The following is a 23464-nucleotide window of genomic DNA, read 5'->3' as shown; positions in this document are numbered from 1 at the left end:
CGTGGTTTCTTCTTCTCTTCTTCCGTGCCCGCGCTCAGAGCGACGCGAGCGATTCCTTGGCTGCGGCGACGGCGTGCTCGGTGGTCATGCCGAACTCGCGGAACAGCGTCTTGTAGTCGGCCGAGGCGCCGAAGTGCTCGATCGAGACACTACGGCCGTGGTCGCCGACGATCTTGTCCCAGGCGAGCGCCAGGCCGGCCTCGATGGAGACGCGGGCCTTGAGGTCCTTCGGCAGCACCTTCTCCTGGTAGGCGGCGTCCTGCTCGTGGAACCACTCGAGGCAGGGGGCCGAGACGACGCGGGCGTTGATGCCCTCGCCGCGCAGGACCTCACGGGCCTCCAGGGCGATCTGCACCTCGGAGCCGGTGGCGATGAACAGCACGTCGGGGGTGCCGCCCGGAGCCTCGGCCAGGATGTACGCGCCCTTGGCGACGTTGGACGCCGAGGCGAGCGTGTCGCCCGTGGCCTCACCGTCGCCGCGCTCGAACACCGGGATGTTCTGGCGGGTCAGCGCGATGCCGGCGGGGCCGCCGCGGCGCTCCAGGATGGTCTTCCACGCGTATGCGACCTCGTTGGCGTCGCCCGGGCGGACGACGTCGAGGTGCGGGATGGCGCGGAGGGTCGAGAGCTGCTCGATCGGCTGGTGCGTCGGGCCGTCCTCGCCGAGGGCGACGGAGTCGTGCGTCCAGACGAAGATCGACGGCACCTGCATCAGCGCGGCCAGGCGGATCGCCGGGCGCTGGTAGTCGCTGAAGATCAGGAACGTGCCGCCGAACGGCCGCGTCGGTCCGTGCAGCACGATGCCGTTGAGGATCGCGGCCATCGCGTGCTCGCGGATGCCGAAGTGCAGCACGCGGCCGTACGGGTTGCCGGTCCACTCGTGCGTGGAGTGGACGGTGGGCACGAACGACGCGGCGCCCTCGATGGTGGTGTTGTTCGACTCGGCGAGGTCGGCCGAGCCGCCCCACAGCTCGGGCATGACCCCGGCGATGGCGTTGATGACCTTGCCGCTGGCGGCGCGGGTCGAGACGTCCTTGCCGGCCTCGAACACCGGGAGGGCCTCCTCGAAGCCCGCGGGCACGTCGCCGGAGAGCAGGCGGTCGAGGAGCTCCTTGCGCTCCGGGTTGGCGGCGGCCCAGGCGTCGAAGCCCTTCTGCCACTCGGCGTGCTCCTCGGCGCCGCGCTCGACGGCCTTGCGGGTGTGGTCGATGACGTCCTCGGCGACCTCGAAGGTCTGGTCGGGGTCGAAGCCGAGCACCTCCTTGACCGCGCGCAGCTCGTCGGCGCCCAGGGCGGAGCCGTGGATCTTGCCGGTGTTCTGCTTCTTCGGGGCCGGCCAGCCGATGATCGTCTTGAGGACGATCAGGGACGGCTTGTCGGTGACCTCCTGCGCGTTCACGATGGCCTGGTGCAGCTCCTGCACGTCCTCCTCGTAGACGCCGGTCTTCTTCCAGTCGACCACCTGGACGTGCCAGTGGTAGGCCTCGTAGCGCGCCTTGACGTCCTCGGTGAAGGCGATGTTGGTGTCGTCCTCGATCGAGATCTGGTTGGCGTCGTAGATGGCGATCAGGTTGCCGAGCTGCTGGTGGCCGGCGAGGCTGGACGCCTCGGAGCTGATGCCCTCCTCCAGGTCGCCGTCGCTCGCGATCACGTAGACGAAGTGGTCGAACGGGCTGGTGCCCTGCTCGGCCTCCGGGTCGAACAGGCCGCGCTCGAAGCGCTGCGCGTAGGCGAAGCCGACCGAGGAGGAGATGCCCTGGCCGAGCGGCCCGGTGGTGATCTCGACGCCCTTGGTGTGGCGGTACTCGGGGTGGCCGGGGGTGAGCGAGCCCCAGGTGCGGAGCGCCTTGAGGTCGTCGAGCTCGAGGCCGTAGCCGCCGAGGTAGAGCTGGATGTACTGGGTGAGCGAGCTGTGGCCTGCGGACAGGATGAAGCGGTCGCGGCCGAGCCAGTGCTCGTCGTGAGGATCGCGGCGCATGACCTTCTGGAAGAGCAGGTACGCGGCGGGGGCGAGGCTCATCGCGGTGCCGGGATGCCCGTTGCCCACCTTCTCCACCGCGTCGGCCGCGAGGACGCGGACCGTGTCTACTGCCTTGTTGTCAATGGGATCCCACTGCAGAGCTGCCACGTGAAAACTGACCCTTCCTAGAGGTGGTGGGGTCGTCGTGTAACCCGCACCGGTTGAGGTAGTGCGCGCCGTGGACGTCATCGGCGCCGGTCACGTCTTCCGTCGCAGTCCTACAAACAGGCTTCGAGGGAAAGGGGTTCCGGCTGGCGAGCATCTCCAAGTATAGGTAACACGCACGAAACCTGGGGTGTTCCCGGAGCTCCGTGCGCTACCACGCGGCGGCCCGCCGCGGAAGACTGCGGAAGTGCACCGGTGTCGTAGACTGGTCGTGGTCTGTAACAATCCGCACAGTCGCCGGGACACCTCGTGAGACCGGCGTCCCGCGGCCGCACGATCCCAGTAATACCGAGGAGCAATGGACGTCGCTGTAGAGAGCCGTGTCGAACCGGCGGCCCGCATCGGTGTCGCGCGCAAGGCCAAGGCGTACCTCGCCCTCACCAAGCCGCGCGTGGTCGAGCTGCTGCTGGTCACGACCGTTCCCACGATGATCCTCGCCGCGCACGGCATCCCGAACCTCTGGCTCGTGCTGGCCACCGTCGTCGGCGGCTACATGTCGGCGGGGTCGGCCGGCGCGTTCAACTGCTACATCGACCGCGACATCGACCGCGTGATGCGCCGCACCAAGCGCCGGCCGCTGGTCACCGGCGAGCTGAGCGATCGCGAGGCCCTCGTGTTCGCCTGGGTCCTCGGCATCGCCTCCGTGCTGGTGCTCGGCTTCTTCACGAACTGGCTGGCGGCGGCGCTGTCGGTCGGCGCGATCCTGCTCTACGTCGTCTTCTACACGCTCATCCTCAAGCGCCGCACCGCCCAGAACATCGTCTGGGGCGGCGTCGCCGGCTGCATGCCCGTGCTCATCGGCTGGGCCGCGGTCACCGGCTCGCTCGCGTGGGCGCCGGTCATCCTGTTCGGCATCATCTTCCTCTGGACGCCGCCGCACTACTGGCCGCTGTCGATGAAGTACCGCGAGGACTACAAGGAGGCCGGCGTGCCGATGCTCGCCGTCGTCCGCGGCCGCACCGTCGTGGGCCTCCAGGTCATCCTGTACGCGTGGGCGATGGTCGCCTGCTCGCTGCTGCTGATCCCGGTCGCGCAGATGGGGCTGGTCTACACCGTCGTCGCCCTGGGCGCGGGCGGCTGGTTCCTCTACGAGTCGCACCGGCTCTACAACCTGGCGATCCGCCACGAGCACGTCTCGCCGATGCGCGTGTTCCACGGCTCCATCGCCTACCTCACGCTCATCTTCCTCGCCGTCGCGATCGACCCGCTGCTCTGGTTCTGACCCTCTGGCGATTCGTGCCGAATGGCGCGAATCGGCGCCACTTTCACGCCATTCGTGACGAATGTGGGCGGCGCTGCTAGCGTTCTGAGCGTGCAGGCGCTGAGGACGGCGCGGCTCGTTCTGGACGCGCCGCGGGAGAGCGACATCCCCGCCGTGCTGGAGGCGTGCCGCGATCCGGAGCTGCTGCGCTGGGTGCCGCTGCCGGAGCCGTACACCATCGAGAACGCCGAGTTCTTCGTGCGCTCCTACTGCCCGCACGGGCTGGCCAGCGGCCGGTTCACGGTGTGGGCGATCCGGGAGGGCGCGGCCGCCCCGCTCGTCGGCGCCGTGGAGGTGCGCAGGGACGAGGCGGCGGGATCGGCCTCCCTCGGCTGCTGGCTGACGCCGTCCGCGCGGCGCAGGGGAGTGATGACCGAGGCGCTGACGGCTGTCTGCGACTACGCGCTGTCGCCGGACGGGTTCGGCCTGGACCGGCTGCGCTGGGAGTACCTGCCGGGCAACGAGGCCAGCAGGAGGCTGGCCGACGCGGTCGGCTTCGACTTCTCCGGCGCGCGGCCGGGCACCGTGGACTTCCGTGGCGAGCAGCGCGCGGCGCTGACCGGCGTGCTACGCCGCGACGACGTCCGCCGCTGAGCCGGCCTCGACCGGCTCGGGCCGCCGGGCCGCCGTGAGCGACATGACCACCGCGGTCATCACCGCGGCGAGCGTGGCGGCCAGGGTCATGTGGATGCCGACGAGGATCCCGGGCAGGCCGGTGTTGGACTGGATCAGCCCCACGGCGATCTGCAGGAGCTCCACGCCGAGCAGCAGGAGCGTCAGGCGGTGCACGGGCGTCGCGGTGATCCGCCAGGCGCCGACCACCAGGACGAGCGTCAGGGCGAAGGTCGCGTACGCCGGGAACGCGTGGACGTGCTCGATGAGCTCCGGGTTCAGGCCGGTGCGCGGGGTCTTGGGGTCGCCCGCGTGCGGGCCGGTGCCGGTCGTGACGATCCCGAGGACGATCGTGATGCCGACGACCACGCTCGTGACGTACGCGGTGACCGCGTACCAGCCGGGAACGGCGCGGACGCGCGGGCCGGGCACCGCGTACACCCGGACCAGGAACACCGTCGTGAGGGCGACCAGCACGATGGAGGTGATGAAGTGAAGGCCGACCACCCACCAGGTGAGCTTGATGAGGACCGTGATCCCGCCGAGGACGGCCTGGAACGGCACGCCGAGGCCCGCGGCGAAGGCGAGCCAGAACAGGTCGCGCCGCGTGCGGAGGAGCTTGACCACCATCAGGAACGCGAGGATAGCGAGGATCGCGAGCACGCCGCCGAGCATCCGGTTGCCGAACTCGATCACGCCGTGGATGCCCATCTCCGGCGTGTTCACGATCGAGTCCGCCGTGCACTTGGGCCAGGTCGGGCAGCCGAGCCCGCTGCCCGTGAGCCGCACCGCGCCGCCCGTGGTGACCAGCAGGACCTGAGCCGCGAGGTACAGCCAGGCGACGACCCTGGTGCGCCGATCGACACGGTCAGGCAGCCACGCGATGATGCGCTTCATAGTTCCTGGGTTCCTCAGATCTGTTCGATACTCGGCCAACGTGCAGGCGCGTCTCTACTATTACCGCTCCGCACCTGTAGAATTGGTGGGTTCGAGAAACGCGCGTGAAAGTGCGCGTGCCCGCAAGCGTTTCCTCGCCTGCGGCCGGGGCACTGCCGCCCCTGTCCTCGATCAGTCTAGGTACGTGCTGCGCTGGTCGCAGTACAGCCACCCGCACAATCAGGACGCTCTCGGCGCAGGGCAGACGCGCGCCGCGAGGGGAATGAGCCGGACTGATATCCGGTTGAGAGTGGAAGGAAACAGAGGTAGATATGTCAGACATCCTGATCGACCGACCGGAACTCGCGAGCCTCGGGCAGTACGAGTTCGGCTGGGCGGACTCCGATGCGGCGGGAGCTTCCGCGCGTCGCGGGCTCGGACCGGAGGTGGTCAAGGACATCTCCGCTCTCAAGAACGAGCCGGAGTGGATGCTGCAGCGCCGCCTCAAGGCCCTCCAGCTCTTCGAGCGCAAGCCGATGCCCACGTGGGGCGCCGATCTCTCCGAGATCGACTTCGACAACATCAAGTACTTCGTGCGCTCCACCGAGAAGCAGGCCCAGAGCTGGGAGGACCTGCCGGAGGACATCCGCAACACCTACGAGAAGCTGGGCATCCCGGAGGCCGAGCGCCAGCGGCTCGTCGCCGGCGTCGCCGCCCAGTACGAGTCCGAGGTCGTCTACCACCAGATCCGCGAGGACCTGGAGGAGCAGGGCGTCATCTTCCTCGACACCGACACCGCGCTGCGCGAGCACCCGGAGATCTTCCAGGAGTACTTCGGCACCGTCATCCCGGCCGGCGACAACAAGTTCGCCGCGCTCAACACGGCCGTCTGGTCCGGCGGCTCGTTCGTGTACGTGCCCAAGGGCGTCCACGTCGAGATCCCGCTGCAGGCCTACTTCCGGATCAACACCGAGAACATGGGCCAGTTCGAGCGCACGCTGATCATCGCCGACGAGGGCAGCTACGTCCACTACATCGAGGGCTGCACGGCCCCGATCTACAAGTCCGACTCGCTGCACTCCGCGGTCGTCGAGATCATCGTCAAGAAGAACGCCCGCGTGCGCTACACGACGATCCAGAACTGGTCGAACAACGTCTACAACCTCGTCACCAAGCGCGCCACGGCCGCCGAGGGCGCGACGATGGAGTGGATCGACGGCAACATCGGCTCCAAGGTGACGATGAAGTACCCGTCGATCTACCTGATGGGCGAGCACGCCAAGGGCGAGACGCTCTCCGTCGCCTTCGCGGGCCCGGGCCAGCACCAGGACGCCGGCGCGAAGATGATCCACATGGCGCCGTACACGCAGTCCTCGATCGTCTCCAAGTCGATCGCCCGCGGTGGAGGCCGCGCCGGCTATCGCGGCGAGGTGCGGGTGGACGCGAACGCGCACCACGCGGCCAACACCGTGCGCTGCGACGCGCTGCTGGTCGACACCATCTCGCGCTCCGACACCTACCCGGCGATCGACATCCGGGTGGACGACGTGCAGCTCGGCCACGAGGCCACGGTCTCGCGGGTGAGCGAGGAGCAGCTGTTCTACCTGATGTCCCGGGGGCTCCCGGAGGATGAGGCCATGGCGATGATCGTCCGCGGCTTCATCGAGCCGATCGCTCGCGAGCTCCCGATGGAATACGCACTCGAACTCAACAAGCTCATCGAGATGGGCATGGAAGGCTCTGTCGGCTGATATGACGACCCCCAGTACCCCGACGCAGACCCAGGACACCCCAGCGCCGGCGCCGCGGCACCTGCGCGCCCCCGTGCCGGTCCAGACCCGCTCCGAGCGGTTCACCTCCACCCAGGTCGCCGACTTCCCGGACGTGACCGGCCGCGAGGTCATGTGGAAGCACACCCCGGTCGCCCGCCTCGCCGAGCTCATCTCGGGCGAGCTGGACGGCGCGCCGTACGTCTTCGACCTGACGCCGGCGCCCGGCGTGACCGCCGAGTGGGTCGCCCGCGACGACGCCCGGGTGGGCGCCGCCGGCATCCCGGAGGACCGCGCCTCGGCGAACGCCTGGACGAACTTCGAGCAGGCGCTGCTCGTCTCGATCACGGGCGACGACGTCAAGGAAGCCACGCTCACGCGCGCCGCGCTCGGCGGCGCCGCCCGTGCCGCGCACACCGTCGTGGAGGTCGCCCCCGGCGCCCACGCCACGCTCATCCTGCAGAACAGCGGCGCCGCGCACCTGGCCGAGAACGTCGAGTTCCTGCTCGGCGCCGAAGCGAACCTCACGGTCGTCTCGGTGCAGGAGTGGGACGATGACGCGCTGCACGTCGCGGCGCACTTCGCCGAGCTCGCCGAGGGCGCCCGTCTCAAGCACGTCGCCGTCACGCTCGGCGGCGGCGTCGTCCGGCTCAACCCGTCGGCGCACCTCGTCGGCGCGCGGTCGGAGGCGACCCTCCTCGGCGCCTACTTCGCCGACGCCTCCCAGCACCTCGAGCAGCAGGTCTTCGTGCACCACGACGGCCCGGAGACCCGCAGCCGCGTGACGTACAAGGGCGCGCTGCAGGGCGAGGGCGCGCGCACGGTGTGGATCGGCGACGTGCTGATCGGCCCGAAGGCCGTCGGCACCGACACCTACGAGCAGAACCGCAACCTCGTGCTCACCGACGGCGCCCGCGCCGACTCGGTGCCCAACCTGGAGATCGAGACCGGCGACATCGTCGGCGCCGGCCACGCCAGCGCCACCGGACGCTTCGACGACGAGCAGCTCTTCTACCTGCAGTCGCGCGGCATCACCGAGGAGGAGGCGCGCCGCCTCGTCGTGCGCGGCTTCCTGTTCGAGATCGTCCAGCAGATCGGTTCGCCCGCGCTGCAGGAGCACCTCCAGACGGCCATCGAGGCCGAGCTCACGGTGTCCGTCACGGCGGCGAGCTGATGGCGGGCACCCGCGTCGCCTCGGCGGCCGAGCTGGTCGAGAACCAGGCCACCCGCGTGGTGGTCGACGGCGTCCCGATCGCGGTCGTCAAGGACTCGAACGGCGACATCCACGCCATCGGCGACACCTGCACGCACGGCGAGATCTCCCTCGCCGAAGGCTTCATCGAGGGTGAGACGCTGGAGTGCTGGGCGCACGGCTCCCAGTTCTCGCTCATCACCGGCAAGCCGCTCAACCTCCCGGCCTACGAGCCGGTCCCCGTCTTCCAGGTCGAGGTCATCGACGGAGACGTCTACATCGACCCGACCGTCACGAAAGAGATCCAGTAAGCACATGTCAGTCCTCGAGATCCGCGACCTGCACGTCACCGTCGAGACGGACCAGGGCACCAAGCCCATCCTCAACGGCGTCGACCTGACCATCCGCGAGGGTGAGATCCACGCCATCATGGGCCCGAACGGCTCGGGCAAGTCCACCCTCGCCTACACGATCGCCGGCCACCCGAAGTACACGGTCACCCGCGGCACCATCACGCTCGACGGCGAGGACGTCCTCGCGATGACCGTCGACGCCCGTGCCCGAGCCGGCCTGTTCCTCGCCATGCAGTACCCGGTCGAGATCCCCGGTGTGACCAACACCAACTTCCTCCGCACCGCCAAGACCGCGATCGACGGCCAGGCGCCCGCCATCCGCACCTGGGTGAAGGACGTCCGCGAGACGATGGGGCAGCTCCGCATGGACTCCTCGTTCGCCGAGCGCAACGTCAACGAGGGCTTCTCGGGCGGCGAGAAGAAGCGCAACGAGATCCTGCAGCTCGAGCTCCTCAAGCCGAAGTTCGCGGTGCTGGACGAGACCGACTCGGGCCTCGACGTCGACGCGCTCAAGGTCGTGTCGGAGGGCGTCAACCGAGCCAAGGCCAACACCGGTCTCGGCATCATGCTGATCACGCACTACACGCGCATCCTCCGCTACATCAAGCCGGACTTCGTGCACGTCTTCGTCGCCGGCCGGGTGGCCGAGGAGGGCGGCCCCGAGCTCGCCGAGCGCCTGGAGGAGGAGGGCTACGACCGCTTCGTCGACGCCCCCGAGCCCGCCAAGGCCGACGCCGTCGACCTGGCCGAAGCGTAGAATCCCGATATGCCCGCCACGCTGAGCCCCGCGCTCTTCGACCAGGTCGAAGAGGCGCTCAAGAACGTCATGGACCCCGAGCTCGGGATCAATGTCGTCGACCTGGGCCTCATCTACGACCTTGCCTGGGATGAGGAGAACAACGCCCTCATCATCTCGATGACGCTCACGAGCGCCGGCTGCCCGCTGACCGACGTGCTCGAGGAGCAGACCGCCGAGAGCCTCGACGGCATCGTGGAGGCGTTCCGCATCAACTGGGTGTGGATGCCGCCGTGGGGTCCCGAGCGGATCACCGACGACGGCCGCGACATGATGCGCGCCCTCGGCTTCGCCATCTAGCGCCACCCCTCCATCCGTTCCGGAGTTGTGTACGTCACGCCTCGGCGTGTCGCGTGCACAACTCCGGAACGGATCGCTGTTTACCGAACGATAGGAATACTGCTGTGCTTGCGGTGCATGGACTCGAGCTCCGCGTGGGAGCGCGCCTGCTGATGGAGGACGTCAGCTTCCGCGTGGCCGACGGCGACAAGATCGGGCTCGTCGGTCGCAACGGCGCCGGCAAGACCACGCTCACCAAGGTGCTCGCGGGCGACCTCCTGCCGACCGCCGGCAAGGTCGACCGCTCCGGCGAGCTCGGCTACCTGCCGCAGGACCCGCGCTCGGGCAACCTGGACGACCTCGCGCGCACGCGCATCCTGGACGCCCGCGGCCTCGGCTCGATCGTCCTCGGGATGCAGCAGGCCACGCACGACATGGCCAGCGACGACGCGGACGTGTCCGCGGCGGCCATGAAGAAGTACGGCCGGCTGGAGGAGCAGTTCCACATGCACGGCGGGTACGCCGCCGAGGCCGAGGCGGCCTCCATCGCCTCCAACCTCAACCTGCCCGACCGCATCCTCGACCAGCCGCTGAAGACCCTCTCGGGTGGCCAGCGCCGCCGCATCGAGCTGGCGCGCATCCTGTTCTCGGACGCGCGCACGATGATCCTGGACGAGCCGACCAACCACCTCGACGCCGACTCCATCGTCTGGCTGCGGGACTTCCTGAAGAACTACTCCGGCGGCTTCATCGTCATCTCGCACGACGTGGAGCTGGTCGGCGAGACCGTCAACCGCGTCTTCTATCTGGACGCGAACCGCCAGGTCATCGACATCTACAACATGGGCTGGAAGAACTACCAGCGCCAGCGCGCGGCCGACGAGGAGCGCCGCAAGAAGGAGCGCGTCAACGCCGAGAAGAAGGCGTCCGCCCTCCAGCTCCAGGCGGCCAAGTTCGGCGCCAAGGCGACCAAGGCGGCGGCCGCCCACCAGATGGTCGCGCGCGCCGAGAAGCTGCTCGCCGGCCTGGACGAGGTGCGCCAGGTCGACCGCGTGGCGAAGCTGCGCTTCCCGACCCCCGCTGCGTGCGGACGGACGCCGTTGCAGGCCTCCGACCTGTCCAAGAGCTACGGCTCGCTGGAGATCTTCACGGCGGTCGACCTCGCGATCGACCGCGGTTCGAAGGTGGTGGTGCTCGGGCTGAACGGCGCGGGCAAGACCACCCTCCTGCGGATGCTCGCGGGCGTCGACCGGCCGGACACCGGCCAGGTGGAGCCCGGCCACGGCCTCCGGATCGGATACTACGCACAGGAGCACGAGACGATCGACGTCGAGCGCTCGGTGCTGCAGAACATGGTCTCGTCGTCGCCGTCGCTCACCGAGACCGAGGCCCGGAAGGTCCTCGGCTCGTTCCTGTTCACCGGCGACGACGCGCACAAGCCGGCCGGCGTGCTCTCCGGCGGCGAGAAGACCCGCCTCGCGCTCGCGATGATCGTGGTCTCCGGCGCGAACGTCCTGCTGCTGGACGAGCCGACGAACAACCTCGACCCTGCTAGCCGCGAGGAGATCCTCGACGCGCTCGCGCACTACGAGGGCGCTGTCGTCCTGGTCAGCCACGACGAGGGAGCCGTGGAGGCCCTGAACCCCGAGCGCGTCCTCATCCTCCCCGACGGCGTCGAGGACCACTGGAACCGCGACTACCTGGACCTGATCTCCCTGGCGTAGCCGCGCGGGTCAGCGGGCGTCGAGGAGGTCGTCTTCGACGTCGGCGTCGGTGCGGCGCAGGGCGCGGCGGCGGGCGCGCTCGGCGGCGCGGGCCTGCTCGGCGGGGTCGTGCTCGTTGCGCTTGCGGTACTCGGTACGGAGCGCGTAGCCCAGGCCGAAGAAGCCGATCAGGGCGAAGATGATCCACTGGATCATGTACGACCAGTGCAGCCCCTCGTCCTGCGTCGGCGGGTCGGTGACGGTCGGCGTCGGCGCGCTCGCGGGGCTCGGCTTCTGCGACGCGAGCAGCCCGTACGCGCCGGTGTACACGTCGGCGCCGTCGAGCTTCTGCTTGACGACCGAGAGCTGGATGGTGCCGACCTGCATCCCGACGCCGGTGCGGCCCTGGATGGCCGGCTCGCTGGCCTTCAGCCGCGCGATGACGGTCACGGTGCCGGAGGGCGCGGCGGGCACGTGGTCGGGGGAGTCGGTGTTGTTGCCGGTGGGCACCCAGCCGCGGTCCACGATGAACAGCGAGCCGTCGGCCGTGCGCAGTGGGGTGAGCACCTCGAAGCCCGGGCTGCCGTTGAACGGGCGGTTGCGCGCCAGGATCTCCTTGTCCTTCTCGTAGGTGCCCGTCACGGTGACGCGCGTCCACTCCTGGGAGGGGAGTAGGCGGTGAGCGACGGCAGCTCCTGGTCGAGCGGCACGGGGTGCGAGTAGAAGTTGGCGGAGATGAGCGCGTTGGCGGCCGCGGCCTCCTTGCTGCGCGCGAGCTGCCAGTTGGAGAGGAAGCCGCAGGCGATGGCGAAGACGATCGCGAACGCCAGGTAGCCGAACCAGCGGCGGGAGAACGCGAAGCTCCAGCCGACCGACTTCTTCTGCGGCGTCGACGGTTCGGCGGTCACGCGGTCGTCCTCTCGACGGGCACGACGGCGACCGGGAACTCTCGCGCTGCAAGGAACTCGCGCAGGTAGTCCACGTGCTCGTCGCAGGCCAGCCACACCTTCACCCGGTCGGCGGTGTGGATGCGCGGGTTGCGCCACTCGATCCGCCAGGACGCGGTCTCACGGCAGCCGGCACGGGAGCAGGTGAGCGGCTCTGGCTCGCCCAGTCCGATCACGTGTCCTCCTCATGTGTGCCCGAATCCGGGTGCGTGCCCGTATCCGTGGGCTTCTCAGCGTCGTCCGCAGGCCGGCCTCCGGGCGGAGGGGCCATCGGAAGGATATTGCCCGGACGCTGTGCTTCCGCTTCATGCGGCTCTGCGCCGACGTTGGCGATCACCACCGCGAAGTACGGCAGGAACACCGCGCCGATCAGCGGGATCGCACCCCACGGCCAGCCGACGAAGATCGCGACGATGAGGCAGACGATACGGACCCCCATGGCGACGGAGTACTTGATCATCCGCCGCTTGCGCTCCTCGTCCGGCGAGAGCGGGAGATTGGTGATGGACGGGCGTGGTTGCTTCATGTGCGTTGACTCCAGAGTACGTCCATAAACTGGTACCGGTCCGCCACGGGCCGAATCGATTGAAGGGATCGTCTGCATGACCACGCCACGCACTGTGCTCGTCACCGGAGGGAACCGGGGGATCGGCTACGCGATCGCCGAGGAGTTCCTCGCTCAGGGGCATCGGGTGGCGGTGACGGCGCGTTCGGGCGAGGGCCCGGCCGGCGCGCTCACGGTGCGTGCCGACGTCACCGACGCGGCCTCCGTGGACGCCGCCTTCACCCAGGTGGAGGCCGAGCTCGGCCCGGTCGAGGTCGTCGTGGCGAACGCCGGTATCACCAAGGACACCCTGCTCATGCGCATGAGCGACGAGGAGTTCGACTCGGTCGTGGAGACCAACCTCGGCGGCGCCTTCCGCGTCGTCAAGCGCGCCTCCAAGGGGATGCTGAAGGCGCGCTGGGGCCGCATCGTGCTCATCTCGAGCGTCGTGGGCCTGTACGGCTCCGCAGGCCAGGTGAACTACGCCGCCAGCAAGGCCGGCCTCGTCGGCATGGCGCGCTCGATCACGCGCGAGCTCGGCGCCCGCGGGATCACCGCCAACGTGGTCGCCCCCGGCTTCATCGAGACGGACATGACCGCCGCCCTCCCGGAGGCGCAGCAGGCTGAGTACAAGCGCAACATCCCGGCCGGCCGCTTCGCCTCGCCGAACGAGGTCGCGCGCGTGGTGGCCTGGGTCGCCGGGGACGACGCGGGCTATGTGTCCGGCGCCGTCATCCCGGTCGACGGCGGCCTGGGAATGGGCCACTAGTTTCCGCCGAGGGGCACGTCGTTGTCACTTCCGGGCCTCGAAAGTGACAACGACGTGCCCTTCGCGCGTGGTGACAGGGGCTCAGCCGCGGAGGCCGAGGAGCGGGAGCACCTGGGCGAGGTCCTGGCGGTCGATCACGAGGTCGGCCTCCTCGCGCACGCGCGGCTTGGCGTTGAACGCCACGGCGAGGCCGGCCTCCGCCATCATCCGCAGGTCGTTGGCGCCGTCGCCGATCGCGACGGTCTGACGCAGGTGCACGCCGGACTCCGCGGCCCAGAACAGCAGGGCCTGCGCCTTCGCGGCGGCGTCGACCACGGGGCCGTCCACCTCGCCAGTCAGCACGCCGTCGGCGACGGCGAGCCGGTTGGCCCGCCAGTGGTCGAGGCCGAGCCGCTCGCCGAGCGGGTCGAGCAGCTCGTGGAAGCCGCCGGAGACCACGCCGACCTCGCCGCCCGCGGCCTGCACGCCGGCGATGAGCTCCGGCACGCCGTCGGTGACGCGGATGCGCTCCCCGACGCGCTCGAAGACCGAGACCGGGAGGCCCTCCAGGGTCCGGACCCGCTCGCGCAGGCTCTCCTCGAAGTCGAGCTCGCCGCGCATGGCGCGCTCGGTGATCTCCGCGACCTCGGTGCGCGAGCCGGCCTCCTCGGCGAGCAGCTCGATCACCTCGTCATGGATCAGGGTGGAGTCGGCGTCGAGGACGACGAGGAAGCGGGCGGCACGCTCCGAGGGACGGGTTCCGTCGTGTGGATGTCCGTGCGTCATGGGACGACGTGCACTCCCTTGCCGACGACGGTGATGCCGGACTCGGTGACCGTGAAGCCGCGGGCGCGGTCGCGCTCCGGGTCCACGCCGATCCGCGCGCCCTCCGCCACGACCACGTCCTTGTCGAGGATGGCCCGGCCGACGAACGCATTCGGCTCGATCAGGGCGCGGTCGAAGACGACGGAGTCGATCACCTTGGCGCCGGAGGCGACGGTGGCCCACGGACCGAGCACGCTGCGCTCCAGGTGCGCCCCGGAGATGACAGAGCCCAGCGAGACGATCGAGTCGATCGTGGTGCCGAGCGCCCCGCGGCCGTCGCGGACGATCTTCGCCGGCGGCGAGTTGAGCACCTGGCTGAAGATCGGCCACTCCGCGTTGTAGAGGTTGAACACCGGCAGCGCCGAGATGAGGTCCTGGTGGGCCTCGAAGAACGAGTCGATCGTCCCCACATCGCGCCAGTAGTAGCGGTCGCGGTCGGTCGAACCCGGCACGTCGTTGTTGTTGAAGTCGTAGACGGCCGCTTCGTTGCGCGACACGAAGTCCGGGATGATGTCCCCGCCCATGTCGTGGTTGGAGTCGGGCCGGTCGCCGTCGCGGATCACTGCGTCGATGAGGGCGTCCGCGTCGAAGACGTAGTTGCCCATCGAGGCCAGCACCTCGTCGGGGGAGTCCGGCAGGCCCACCGGGTCCTTCGGCTTCTCGCGGAACGCCGCGATCCGGTCCGGCTTGCCCGCGTCCACCTCGATCACGCCGAACTGGTCGGCGAGCGAGATCGGCTGGCGGATCGCCGCGACCGTCGCGGGAGCGCCCGAGTCGATGTGGGCCTGCAGCATCTGGTTGAAGTCCATGCGGTAGACGTGGTCGGCGCCGACCACGACCACGATGTCGGGCCGCTCGTCGCGCAGCAGGTTGAGACTCTGCAGGATGGCGTCGGCGGAGCCGCTGAACCAGCGCTTTCCGAGCCGCTGCTGGGCCGGCACGGACGCGATGTACGAGTTGAGCATCCCGTCGAGCCGCCAGGTCTGCGAGACGTGCCGGTCGAGGCTGTGCGACTTGTATTGGGTCAGCACGACGATCTGGCGCAGCTGGGAGTTGATCAGGTTGGACAGGGCGAAGTCGATGAGCCGGTACTGTCCGCCGAACGGCACCGCGGGCTTGGCGCGGTCGGCGGTCAACGGCATCAGCCGTTTCCCTTCGCCGCCTGCGAGCACGATGCCGAAGATCTTCTTGCCTGCTGCCATAGGCACCACAGTAGAGGCAACCGGGGGGCTGTACTAGCGTTCTCGTCATGCGCGTTGATCTTCTGACCAAGGAGTACCCGCCGGACATCTACGGCGGCGCCGGGGTGCACGTGACCGAGCTGGTCCGCGCGCTGAGGACCGATACGGAGGTCCGCGTGCGGTGCTTCGGGGAGCCGCGGGACGAGGCGGACACGTTCGCGTACCGCGTCCCGGCGGAGCTGGCGGCGGCCAATGGCTCGCTCACCACGCTGGGGGTCGACCTCCAGATGGCGCAGGACTGCGGCGGTGCGGATGTCGTCCACTCGCACACCTGGTACGCCAACGCGGGCGGCCACCTCGCCAAGCTGCTGCACGGCGTCCCGCACGTCGTCACCGCGCACAGCCTGGAGCCGCTGCGGCCGTGGAAGGCCGAGCAGCTCGGCGGCGGCTACCGCGTGTCGAGCTGGATCGAGAAGACCGCGTTCGAGGCCGCGGACATGGTCATCGCGGTGAGCGACGGCATGCGCCGCGACATCCTCGCCTCCTACCCGGCACTGGACCCGCAGAAGGTCACCGTCGTCTACAACGGGATCGACCTGGAGCGCTGGACCCCGCTGCACGACGCGGACAAGGCGCGGGCGCTCGGCATCGACCCCGACCGTCCCGCCGTCATCTTCGTGGGGCGCATCACCCGGCAGAAGGGCCTCCCGTACCTGCTGCGCGCGGCCAGGATGCTGCCGCCGGAGGTGCAGGTCATCCTGTGCGCCGGTGCGCCGGACACCCCCGAGATCCTCGCCGAGGTGACCGGGCTGGTGGAGGGGCTGCAGGCCGAGCGCGACGGCGTCGTGTGGATCGACCGGCTGCTCCCGAACGACGAGCTGCGCGCGGCGCTCACGGCTTCCACCGTGTTCGTCTGCCCGTCGATCTACGAGCCGCTCGGGATCGTGAACCTGGAGGCGATGGCGTGCGGGCTCCCCGTCGTCGGAACCGCCACCGGCGGCATCCCCGAGGTCATCGTCGACGGCGTGACGGGCCGGCTGGTGCCGATCGACCAGCTCCACGACGGCACCGGGACTCCGACCGACCCGGAGGCGTTCGTGCGCGACCTCGCGGCGGCGCTGACCGAGGTCGTCTCCGACCCCGAGCGGGCCGCCCGGATGGGCGAGGCGGGCCGCGCGCGCGCCGAGACCGAGTTCAGCTGGACGGCGATCGCCGAGCAGACCCGCGCGATCTACCGGTCCGTGACCTCCGCCTGACGCCGGTAGGCTAGAGCGCATGGCAGGCAGTGTTCTCCGTCTTCACGACGTGTCCGTAGTCCGGGACGGCAACCCCGTCCTCCAGAACGTCGACTGGACGGTGGAGCCGGACGAGCGCTGGGTCATCCTCGGCCCCAACGGCGCGGGCAAGACCACGATGCTGCAGGTCGCCGCCGCGGCCATCCACCCGTCGTCGGGGGAGGCCGTCGTGCTCGGCGAGACCGTCGGCCACAGCGACCTGTCCGAGCTGCGCCCGCTGCTCGGCTTCGCGTCCACCGCGCTGGCCCGGCGCATTCCGCGCACCGAGCGCGTGCTCGACGTGGTCATGACCGCCGCTTATGCGGTGACCGGCCGCTGGAACGAGCTGTACGAGGACATCGACGAGCGCCGCGCGCGCCGCGTGCTCTCCGAGTGGCACCTCGACCACCTCGCCGAGCGCACCTTCGGCAGCCTGAGCGACGGTGAGCAGAAGCGCGTGCAGATCGCCCGCTCGGTGATGACCGACCCGGAGATCCTGCTCCTGGACGAGCCGGCGGCGAGCCTCGACCTCGGCGGCCGAGAGGAGCTCGTGCAGCTGCTCGGCGGGTATGCGAGCGACCCGAAGTCGCCCGCGATCGTCATGGTCACCCACCACGTCGAGGAGATCCCGCTCGGCTTCAACCGCGCCCTGCTCCTGAAGGACGGCCGTGTCACCGCCGCCGGCCCGATCGCCGAGGTGCTGACCAGCCAGTCGCTCAGCGAGACCTTCGGCGTCGACGTGGAGCTCACCGAGACCGAGGGCCGCTTCACCGCCCGGGCGCGTCAGGCCACGGGCGACTGAGGTATCTGCTAAACTCGATAGCTGGTTCCCCGCAGGTGTGAACCGTAAAGCTTCTCGTCCCCGCTTTCGCGCGCGGACACGACCGACCGAACACTACGCAACAAGGAAGTCCTCATGAAGACTGGCATCCACCCCGACTACGCCCCCGTGGTTTTCCGCGACCTGGCCTCGGGTGCGACCTTCCTGACCCGCTCCACCGTGAGCAGCGACAAGACCATCGAGTGGGAGGACGGCAACATCTACCCGGTCATCGACGTCGAGATCTCCTCGGAGTCGCACCCGTTCTACACGGGCAAGCAGCGCATCCTGGACTCGGCCGGCCGCGTCGAGAAGTTCAACACGCGCTACAAGAACTTCGGCAAGTAAGCCGCAGCGCAGAAGGCCCCCGTCGCCGACGGGGGCCTTCTGCGCGCGCGGACGCCTCAGTAGGTCTTGTAGCCGTTCGAGGCCGCGATGCCGAGGCCGATGAGCACGAGGATGAAGACCAGGAGGCCGATCGCCACCTCCACGAAGCCGATGATGACGGCCGCGAGGGCGAGGCCGCGGCCCTGCTCGCCCGTGCGCTTGATCTGGGAGAGGGCGACGAAGCCCAGGATGATGCCCACGATGCTCACGAAGAACGCGAGGATGAAGGCCACGATCGACATGGTGTTGTACCCGGGCTGCGCCGGCGGTTGGTAGGCGCCGTACTGCGGAGGCTGCGGCTGCTGCGGCGGCAGGGGCTGCGGATTCTGGTCGGAGTCACTCATGTCTCAGACAGTAGCGACCCGGTGGGATGCCCGGCCAGTCCCCAGCCTGCGGGGTGAGACCCGTCACGCCTCCCAGGCGTGCACCGGCCACGCGCCCGACGCCGTGAACTCCGGGTCGCGGACCCGTCGCATGTACTCCTGGAAGTCGGCGGCCTGCTCGCGGCACCAGTCCACCTGCTTGCTGTGCAGCTCCACGGCGCCGACCGCGAGCTCCTCGACGTGGCGCTGGGCCAGCGCCTGGGCGAGCCGGCCGGCGGCGATCGCGTCGGCGGCGGCGTCGTGCGCGGCCAGGAGCTCCACGCCGTAGTGGGTCGCCGTGACGGTGAGCGTGCGCTTGCCCGGACGGTAGCGGTCGACGGCGCGGTCGATCACGAGCGGGTCGATGACGGGGCCGGGGGAGTGCAGCGGCTCGATGCCGTGCCGGCGGGCCTCCCGGTCGAGCAGCGTGAAGTCGTAGGGCGCGTTGTAGGCGACGACGGGGATGCCGCGGTCGAACAGGCGGCGGAGCTGATCCACGATCGCTTCGACGCCGGCGCCCGCGTCCATGCCCTTCTCGCGGGCGAGCTCGGTCGTGATGCCGTGGACCGCGGTCGCCTCGGCCGGGATCTCGACCTCGGGGTCCAGCAGCCAGTAGCGTCCGTGCTTGACCTCGCCGTTCTCGCCGAGCAGCCCGACGTGGGCGGTGACGATGCGCGCCGACTCGACATCCACGCCCGTGGTCTCCAGATCGAAGACGCCGAGTTCGTGATGCCAGGTGCTCATGGAGCCAGCGTAGGAACGACCTCCGTCAGCGCTGGGGAATGGGGCGGGCGTGCCGCGGAACCGGCTACGGCCGACGCGGCTCGATGTGCAGCCAGTAGAAGTTCTGAGTGCCGAGCGTGAGCGTGAAGCGGCCGTCCTCCGCGACGGTCGGGAACTCCGCGCCGCCGAACAGGTCGTACAGCGCGCGGCCCGCGAACTCCGGAGCCTCCAGCGTCACCGACACCGGGTTGTGCGCGAACGAGAACACGCACAGCACGTCCTCGGGCTGGTCACCGAAGTGCGTGCCGCTGCCCGCGTAGGTGCGCACGAACGCGAGCACCGACTCGTGGTCGGTCGGCAGGACGCGCATGTCGCCGAGGCCGAACACCGGGTGCGCCTTGCGCACGTGGATCACGTTGCGGATCCAGTGCAGCAGCGAGCGAGACTGGGCGAGCTGCGCCTCCACGTTCACCTGGTTGTAGTGGTAGACGAGCGACTGCACGACAGGGAGGAAGAGCTTGCCGGGGTCGGCCGTCGAGAACCCGGCGTTGCGGTCCGGGGTCCACTGCATCGGGGTGCGCGAGCTGTCGCGGTCGGGCAGCCAGATGTTGTCGCCCATCCCGATCTCGTCGCCGTAGTAGAGGAACGGGCTGCCCTCCAGCGAGAACAGCAGCGCGTGGGCGAGCTCCAGCTCGGCGCGCGAGTTGTCGAGCAGGGAGCCAGCCGGCGCCGGATGCCGATGTTGGCGCGCATCCGCGGGTCGTAGGCATACCAGCCGTACATGGCCTGGCGGTACTCCTCGCTGACCATCTCCAGGGTGAGCTCGTCGTGGTTGCGCAGGAACACGCCCCACGCCGAGCCTTCCGGCACGTCCGTCGTCTCGGACAGCACCCGGATCAGCTCGGAGGCCTGCTGGCTGCGCAGCGCGTAGAAGATGCGCGGCATCACCGGGAAGTCGAACGCCATGTGGCACTCCGGCTCGTCCTCCGAACCGAAGAAGGCCGCGACCTCGCGGGGCCACTGGTTCGCCTCCGCGATCATCATCCGGCCCGGGTACTCGCGGTCGACCATCACCCGCAGCTTCTTGATGAACTCGTGGGTGGGCGGCTCGCCCTCGCCGTTGCCCTCGTCCGACTCGTACAGATAGGGGATGGCGTCGAGGCGGAAGCCGTCCACGCCCAGGTCGAGCCAGAACCGGACGACGTCGAACATCGCGTCGTGCACCGCCGGGTTCTCGAAGTTGAGGTCGGGCTGGTGCGAGAAGAACCGGTGGAAGTAGAACTGCCTGCGTGCCTCGTCGAACGCCCAGTTGGAGTCCTCGGTGTCGACGAAGATGATCCGGATGTCCGGCCACTTGTCGTCGGTGTCGTTCCACACGTAGAAGTCGCCGAACGGGCCCTCCGGGTCGCTGCGCGACTGCTGGAACCACTCGTGCTGGTCGGAGGTGTGGTTCATCGGGAGGTCGATGATGATGCGCATGTTGCGCTCGTGCGCCTTGGTGACCAGGTCGCGGAACTCCTCTATCGTGCCGAACTCCGGCAGGATCGCCTTGAAGTCGGACACGTCGTAGCCACCGTCGCGCAGCGGCGACTGGAAGAACGGCGGCAGCCAGAGTGCGTCGATGCCCAGCCACTGCAGGTAGTCGAGCTTGGAGGTCAGGCCCGAGATGTCGCCCGAGCCGTCGCCGTTGCTGTCCACGAACGAGCGGACCATGACCTCGTAGAACACGGCACGGCGGTACCACTGCGGATCGAGGGTGAGCCCGGGCAGCGTGATGGGCGCAGTGAAACTCACGGTTCTCCTTCTCGAGCGGCCACGCCGTCGGGGCAGCGAGCTCGGGGGTCGTGCACGGTGGGGTCATGCAAGCGATTACATCCAGAGAAGTCTAGGACCTGCGGGCGGTGGGCTGTCCAGTCCCCCGGCCGCATTCACCGGGTTCCCGAGGGGACCCGGCCTAGACTGGACGACGATGACCTCCTCGACACGGTACGCCGCCTCGCCGTACCGAGCCGCCGCCTCTCCGTACGCGGAGGCACTGGGCCGCGTCCCGGTGCGCCGCGCCGAGCTCCCGCTGCTGGGCGGCCTGACGCGGTACTGGGACTACGGCGACCCCGACGCCGCCACCACGCTCGTGCTGGTGCACGGCTTCCGCGGCGACCACCACGGACTGGAGCCGGTGGTCGCGCAGCTCGGCGGCGGGCTGCGGCTGATCTCGCCCGACCTCCCGGGCTTCGGCGAGTCGACACCGCTGACGGAGCGGGACCACGACATCGCCGGGTACTCGGCCTGGCTGCGGGCTTTCACGGCCGCGCTCGGCCTGCGAGGGAGGGTCGTGCTGCTCGGGCACTCGTTCGGCTCGATCGTGGTCGCGGCGACGCTGGCGGAGGACGCGGGCGAGCGTCCGGACGCGGTCGTGCTCGTCAACCCGATCGGCCAGCCCGCGCTCGCGGGTCCGCGCGGCGTGCTGACCCGGCTCGCGATCTTCTACTACTGGCTCGCGGCGGCGCTGCCCGACCGTCTCGGCTTCGCCCTGCTGCGCAACCGGGTCATCGTACGCGTCATGAGCGAGGCGATGGCGAAGACGCGCGTCCGCTCGCTGCGCGCGTGGATCCACGGCCAGCACGACAGCTACTTCTCCGCCTTCAGCGACCGGCGCGTCGTGCTGCAGGCGTTCCGGGCCTCCGTGGCCCACGACGTCAGCGAGTACGCGGCGCGCATCCCGGAGCCGACGCTGCTCGTCGCGGCGGTGGACGACGACATCACGCCGATCGCTGCCGAGCGCCGGCTGCGCGGGCTGTTCCCGGACGCGGGGCTCGTGGAGATCGCGGACGTCGGCCACCTCATCCACTACGAGAAGCCGGTGGAGGCCGCCCGGGCGATCGAGGAGTTCCTGGCCGCGGGAGACGCCGCCGCCGAGCAGGGAGAGAGCGCGTGAGGATCGTCTTCGACTGCCGCTACACCCGCATCGGCCGGCACGACGGCATCAGCCGCTTCACCGCGGGGCTGGTGGGCGCGCTGGCCCAGCGCCACGCGGTCACGATGCTGATCAGCGACCACCGCCAGTTGGAGCTGCTGCCCGACCTCCCGTGGGAGCTCGCCCCCGCGCCGACCTCCGTGCTGGAGCCGCTGGTGGCCCGCCGGGTCAACAAGCTGAAGCCCGACGTCGTGTTCACCCCGATGCAGACGATGGGGAGTTTCGGGCGGCGCTACCGCCTGATCCTCACGGTGCACGACCTGATCTACTACCGGCACCCGACGCCGCCGCGCGACCTCCCGGGCTTCGTGCGCGTGCTCTGGCGGCTGTACCACCTGGCGTGGTGGCCGCAGCGGATGCTGCTCAACCGGTCGGACGCGGTGGTGACCGTGTCGGAGACGACTAAGGAGCTCATCGCCGAGCACCACCTGACCAAGCGCCCGGTCTACCTCGTGCCGAACGCCGCGGACATGCCGGCCCTCCCGGAGCAGCGCCTCTCGCGCACCGCCCCGGAGGCGAAGGTGCTCGTCTACATGGGCTCGTTCATGCCGTACAAGAACGTGGACACGCTCGTGCGCGCGGCGGCGCAGCTCCCCGACTACCAGCTGCACCTGATGAGCCGGGTCACCCCGGCCGAGCGCGACCGGCTCGCGGCGCTGGCGCCCGGAGCGCGGCTGGTCTTCCACGACGGCGCGACGGACGAGGACTACGCCGAGACACTCGCGCGGGCGACCGCGCTGGTGACAGCGTCGCGCGACGAGGGCTTCGGCATCCCGCTGGTGGAGTCGATGACGCTCGGGACGCCGGTCGTCGTCAGCGACATCCCGATCTTCCGGGAGATCGGCGGAGAGGCGGCGCTGTACTTCCCGGCAGACGACGCCGATGCGCTCGCAGCGCGGGTGCGGCACCTGGAGCAGCCGGGCGTGTGGGCGCAGCGGTCGGCGGCGTCGCGGCGGGAGGCCGGACGGTTCACCTGGTCGGCGTCGGCCGACCATCTGCTGACGGTCCTCACCGCGACGGCGACCCGGGCCGCGCGGCGCGGTAGGCGGGTTCAGAGCACCGACGCCGTGTAGAGGTCGCGGTCCTCGGGCCCGAGGTTGAACCGGTCGAGCGTCAGACGCCCGTCGTCGTAGCGGAAGCGGTGCACCGACCCGTTCGGGATGACTTCGCCCGGACCGGGGAGCGCGTGGTCGGTCACGTGCCTCACCAGCGAGCCGATCACCCCGCCGTGGCTGACCACGATCAGGTTCTGGCCCGGATGCGCGTCGCCCAGCTCCAGCAGCGCCGGGAGAGCGCGCTCGACGACCTCCTCGCGGGTCTCGCGTCCGGGGACGGGCGTGCCCTCCGGCCAGCGCTCCAGGATCTCGGCGCCGGTCAGCCCCTCCGCCTCGCCGTACTGCCGCTCGGCCACCGCCGGCAGCCTGCCCGGCTCGCCGAGCCCCAGGTGCCCGGCGATGATCCGCGCCGTGTCGAGCGCACGGCTGAGCGGGCTCGCGTACACGGCGTCGAACCGGCCCCCCGACAGCGCGCGTCCCGTCGCCTCCGCCTGCGCACGGCCGGTGCCGTTGAGCGGGATGTCGCTGGAGCCCTGGATGCGCTTGGCGAGGTTCCAGTCGGTCTGGCCGTGGCGAACGAGGGAGATGAAGGTCACGC

24 protein-coding genes and 1 pseudogene are annotated in these 23464 nt (G+C 69.8%); 14 read left to right on the top strand and 11 right to left on the bottom strand.

Features of this window, described 5'->3' with window-relative positions; genetic code table 11:
• Positions 1–34: 34 nt before the first annotated feature.
• Positions 35–2128 carry a transketolase gene (gene tkt / locus ACQ86L_RS03110; RefSeq protein WP_434317650.1) on the bottom strand — a complete coding sequence of 698 codons (2094 nt, stop codon included), beginning with the start codon at positions 2126–2128 and terminating at the stop codon, positions 35–37.
• Between the two features lie 355 nt (positions 2129–2483).
• Here tkt and ACQ86L_RS03105 point away from each other — a divergent pair, with 355 nt between their 5' ends.
• Both ACQ86L_RS03105 and ACQ86L_RS03100 read left to right on the top strand, forming a co-directional pair.
• Positions 2484–3407, top strand: coding sequence for a heme o synthase (locus ACQ86L_RS03105; RefSeq protein WP_434317649.1), 924 nt, complete (start codon positions 2484–2486; stop codon positions 3405–3407).
• A gap of 90 nt (positions 3408–3497) precedes the next feature.
• On the top strand, positions 3498–4040 hold the full coding sequence (locus tag ACQ86L_RS03100; RefSeq protein ID WP_434317648.1) for a GNAT family N-acetyltransferase: 543 nt from the start codon (positions 3498–3500) through the stop codon (positions 4038–4040).
• On the opposite strand, the gene ACQ86L_RS03095 is transcribed toward ACQ86L_RS03100, so the two are convergent.
• Positions 4014–4955, bottom strand: a complete 942-nt coding sequence (locus ACQ86L_RS03095; protein WP_434317647.1) for a COX15/CtaA family protein — start codon at positions 4953–4955, stop codon at positions 4014–4016. The two genes, ACQ86L_RS03100 and ACQ86L_RS03095, sit on opposite strands and share 27 nt — an antisense overlap.
• A gap of 311 nt (positions 4956–5266) precedes the next feature.
• On the opposite strand from ACQ86L_RS03095, the gene sufB reads away from it, so the two are divergent.
• The 6 genes from sufB to ACQ86L_RS03065 all read left to right on the top strand — a co-directional run bounded on the left by sufB (position 5267) and on the right by ACQ86L_RS03065 (position 11047).
• On the top strand, positions 5267–6685 hold the full coding sequence (gene sufB, locus ACQ86L_RS03090) for a Fe-S cluster assembly protein SufB (RefSeq protein WP_434317646.1): 1419 nt from the start codon (positions 5267–5269) through the stop codon (positions 6683–6685).
• A 1-nt stretch (position 6686) separates the two neighbouring features.
• A complete protein-coding gene (gene sufD / locus ACQ86L_RS03085) occupies positions 6687–7877 on the top strand; it encodes a Fe-S cluster assembly protein SufD (RefSeq protein ID WP_434317645.1) in 1191 nt (396 codons plus the stop codon).
• Complete coding sequence (locus ACQ86L_RS03080) at positions 7877–8206, top strand: non-heme iron oxygenase ferredoxin subunit (RefSeq protein ID WP_434317644.1); 330 nt, start codon at positions 7877–7879, stop codon at positions 8204–8206. Before sufD ends, ACQ86L_RS03080 begins: the two co-directional genes overlap by 1 nt.
• A gap of 4 nt (positions 8207–8210) precedes the next feature.
• Positions 8211–9005: a Fe-S cluster assembly ATPase SufC gene (gene sufC / locus ACQ86L_RS03075; RefSeq protein WP_434317643.1), complete on the top strand. Its 795-nt coding sequence runs from the start codon at positions 8211–8213 to the stop codon at positions 9003–9005.
• Between the two features lie 9 nt (positions 9006–9014).
• Positions 9015–9344, top strand: a complete 330-nt coding sequence (locus ACQ86L_RS03070) for a metal-sulfur cluster assembly factor (protein ID WP_179605846.1) — start codon at positions 9015–9017, stop codon at positions 9342–9344.
• 104 nt (positions 9345–9448) lie between these two features.
• Positions 9449–11047: an ABC-F family ATP-binding cassette domain-containing protein gene (locus ACQ86L_RS03065; RefSeq protein WP_434317642.1), complete on the top strand. Its 1599-nt coding sequence runs from the start codon at positions 9449–9451 to the stop codon at positions 11045–11047.
• Positions 11048–11056: 9 nt separating this feature from the next.
• Here ACQ86L_RS03065 and ACQ86L_RS03060 read toward each other — a convergent pair whose 3' ends face one another.
• The 3 genes from ACQ86L_RS03060 to ACQ86L_RS03050 are packed head-to-tail and all read right to left on the bottom strand — an operon-like array spanning position 11057 to position 12577.
• Positions 11057–11986, bottom strand: a complete 930-nt coding sequence (locus ACQ86L_RS03060) for an SURF1 family protein (RefSeq protein WP_434317641.1) — start codon at positions 11984–11986, stop codon at positions 11057–11059.
• Positions 11931–12149 carry a hypothetical protein gene (locus ACQ86L_RS03055; protein WP_434317640.1) on the bottom strand — a complete coding sequence of 73 codons (219 nt, stop codon included), beginning with the start codon at positions 12147–12149 and terminating at the stop codon, positions 11931–11933. The genes ACQ86L_RS03060 and ACQ86L_RS03055 overlap by 56 nt, the downstream gene beginning before the upstream one ends.
• Entirely contained in the window at positions 12146–12577 is a 432-nt protein-coding gene (locus ACQ86L_RS03050) for a DUF3099 domain-containing protein (protein ID WP_434318974.1), read from the bottom strand. Before ACQ86L_RS03050 ends, ACQ86L_RS03055 begins: the two co-directional genes overlap by 4 nt.
• On the opposite strand from ACQ86L_RS03050, the gene fabG reads away from it, so the two are divergent.
• Positions 12576–13286 (top strand): 3-oxoacyl-ACP reductase FabG, encoded by a 711-nt coding sequence (gene fabG / locus ACQ86L_RS03045; RefSeq protein WP_382460522.1) that lies wholly within the window; start codon positions 12576–12578, stop codon positions 13284–13286. The genes ACQ86L_RS03050 and fabG overlap by 2 nt on opposite strands.
• Positions 13287–13367: 81 nt before the next feature.
• Here fabG and serB read toward each other — a convergent pair whose 3' ends face one another.
• Together serB and ACQ86L_RS03035 are read right to left on the bottom strand one after the other, a co-directional pair.
• Positions 13368–14051, bottom strand: a complete 684-nt coding sequence (gene serB, locus ACQ86L_RS03040; RefSeq protein ID WP_345834946.1) for a phosphoserine phosphatase SerB — start codon at positions 14049–14051, stop codon at positions 13368–13370.
• Positions 14048–15292 (bottom strand): glucose-1-phosphate adenylyltransferase, encoded by a 1245-nt coding sequence (locus tag ACQ86L_RS03035; protein WP_434317639.1) that lies wholly within the window; start codon positions 15290–15292, stop codon positions 14048–14050. Before ACQ86L_RS03035 ends, serB begins: the two co-directional genes overlap by 4 nt.
• 47 nt (positions 15293–15339) lie before the next feature.
• Between ACQ86L_RS03035 and glgA the strand changes: the two genes are divergently transcribed.
• The 3 genes from glgA (at position 15340) to ACQ86L_RS03020 (ending at position 17713) form a co-directional block, all read left to right on the top strand.
• Positions 15340–16527 carry a glycogen synthase gene (gene glgA / locus ACQ86L_RS03030; RefSeq protein ID WP_434317638.1) on the top strand — a complete coding sequence of 396 codons (1188 nt, stop codon included), beginning with the start codon at positions 15340–15342 and terminating at the stop codon, positions 16525–16527.
• Positions 16528–16546: 19 nt separating this feature from the next.
• A complete protein-coding gene (locus tag ACQ86L_RS03025) occupies positions 16547–17347 on the top strand; it encodes an ABC transporter ATP-binding protein (protein WP_434317637.1) in 801 nt (266 codons plus the stop codon).
• 114 nt (positions 17348–17461) lie between these two features.
• A complete protein-coding gene (locus tag ACQ86L_RS03020; RefSeq protein WP_434317636.1) occupies positions 17462–17713 on the top strand; it encodes a type B 50S ribosomal protein L31 in 252 nt (83 codons plus the stop codon).
• A gap of 56 nt (positions 17714–17769) precedes the next feature.
• On the opposite strand, the gene ACQ86L_RS03015 is transcribed toward ACQ86L_RS03020, so the two are convergent.
• The 3 genes and pseudogenes from ACQ86L_RS03015 to treS form a co-directional block, all read right to left on the bottom strand.
• Positions 17770–18096, bottom strand: a complete 327-nt coding sequence (locus ACQ86L_RS03015; RefSeq protein WP_434317635.1) for a DUF4190 domain-containing protein — start codon at positions 18094–18096, stop codon at positions 17770–17772.
• Between the two features lie 63 nt (positions 18097–18159).
• Positions 18160–18858 carry a 3'-5' exonuclease gene (locus tag ACQ86L_RS03010; RefSeq protein ID WP_434317634.1) on the bottom strand — a complete coding sequence of 233 codons (699 nt, stop codon included), beginning with the start codon at positions 18856–18858 and terminating at the stop codon, positions 18160–18162.
• Positions 18859–18922: 64 nt separating this feature from the next.
• Positions 18923–20631: pseudogene (treS, locus tag ACQ86L_RS03005) on the bottom strand (maltose alpha-D-glucosyltransferase).
• Positions 20632–20806: 175 nt separating this feature from the next.
• On the opposite strand from treS, the gene ACQ86L_RS03000 reads away from it, so the two are divergent.
• Together ACQ86L_RS03000 and ACQ86L_RS02995 are read left to right on the top strand one after the other, a co-directional pair.
• Positions 20807–21772, top strand: a complete 966-nt coding sequence (locus tag ACQ86L_RS03000; protein ID WP_434317633.1) for an alpha/beta fold hydrolase — start codon at positions 20807–20809, stop codon at positions 21770–21772.
• Positions 21769–22884, top strand: coding sequence for a glycosyltransferase family 4 protein (locus ACQ86L_RS02995; RefSeq protein ID WP_434317632.1), 1116 nt, complete (start codon positions 21769–21771; stop codon positions 22882–22884). The genes ACQ86L_RS03000 and ACQ86L_RS02995 overlap by 4 nt, the downstream gene beginning before the upstream one ends.
• On the opposite strand, the gene ACQ86L_RS02990 is transcribed toward ACQ86L_RS02995, so the two are convergent.
• Positions 22863–23462, bottom strand: coding sequence for a histidine phosphatase family protein (locus ACQ86L_RS02990; RefSeq protein WP_345834955.1), 600 nt, complete (start codon positions 23460–23462; stop codon positions 22863–22865). The genes ACQ86L_RS02995 and ACQ86L_RS02990 overlap by 22 nt on opposite strands.
• Positions 23463–23464: the final 2 nt, after the last annotated feature.

It is taken from the genome of Leifsonia sp. P73 (assembly GCF_051059105.1).
GTDB lineage: Bacteria > Actinomycetota > Actinomycetes > Actinomycetales > Microbacteriaceae > Leifsonia.
The sequence above is the reverse complement of the archived record's forward strand: the minus strand, read 5'-3'. Positions and strand labels throughout refer to the sequence as shown.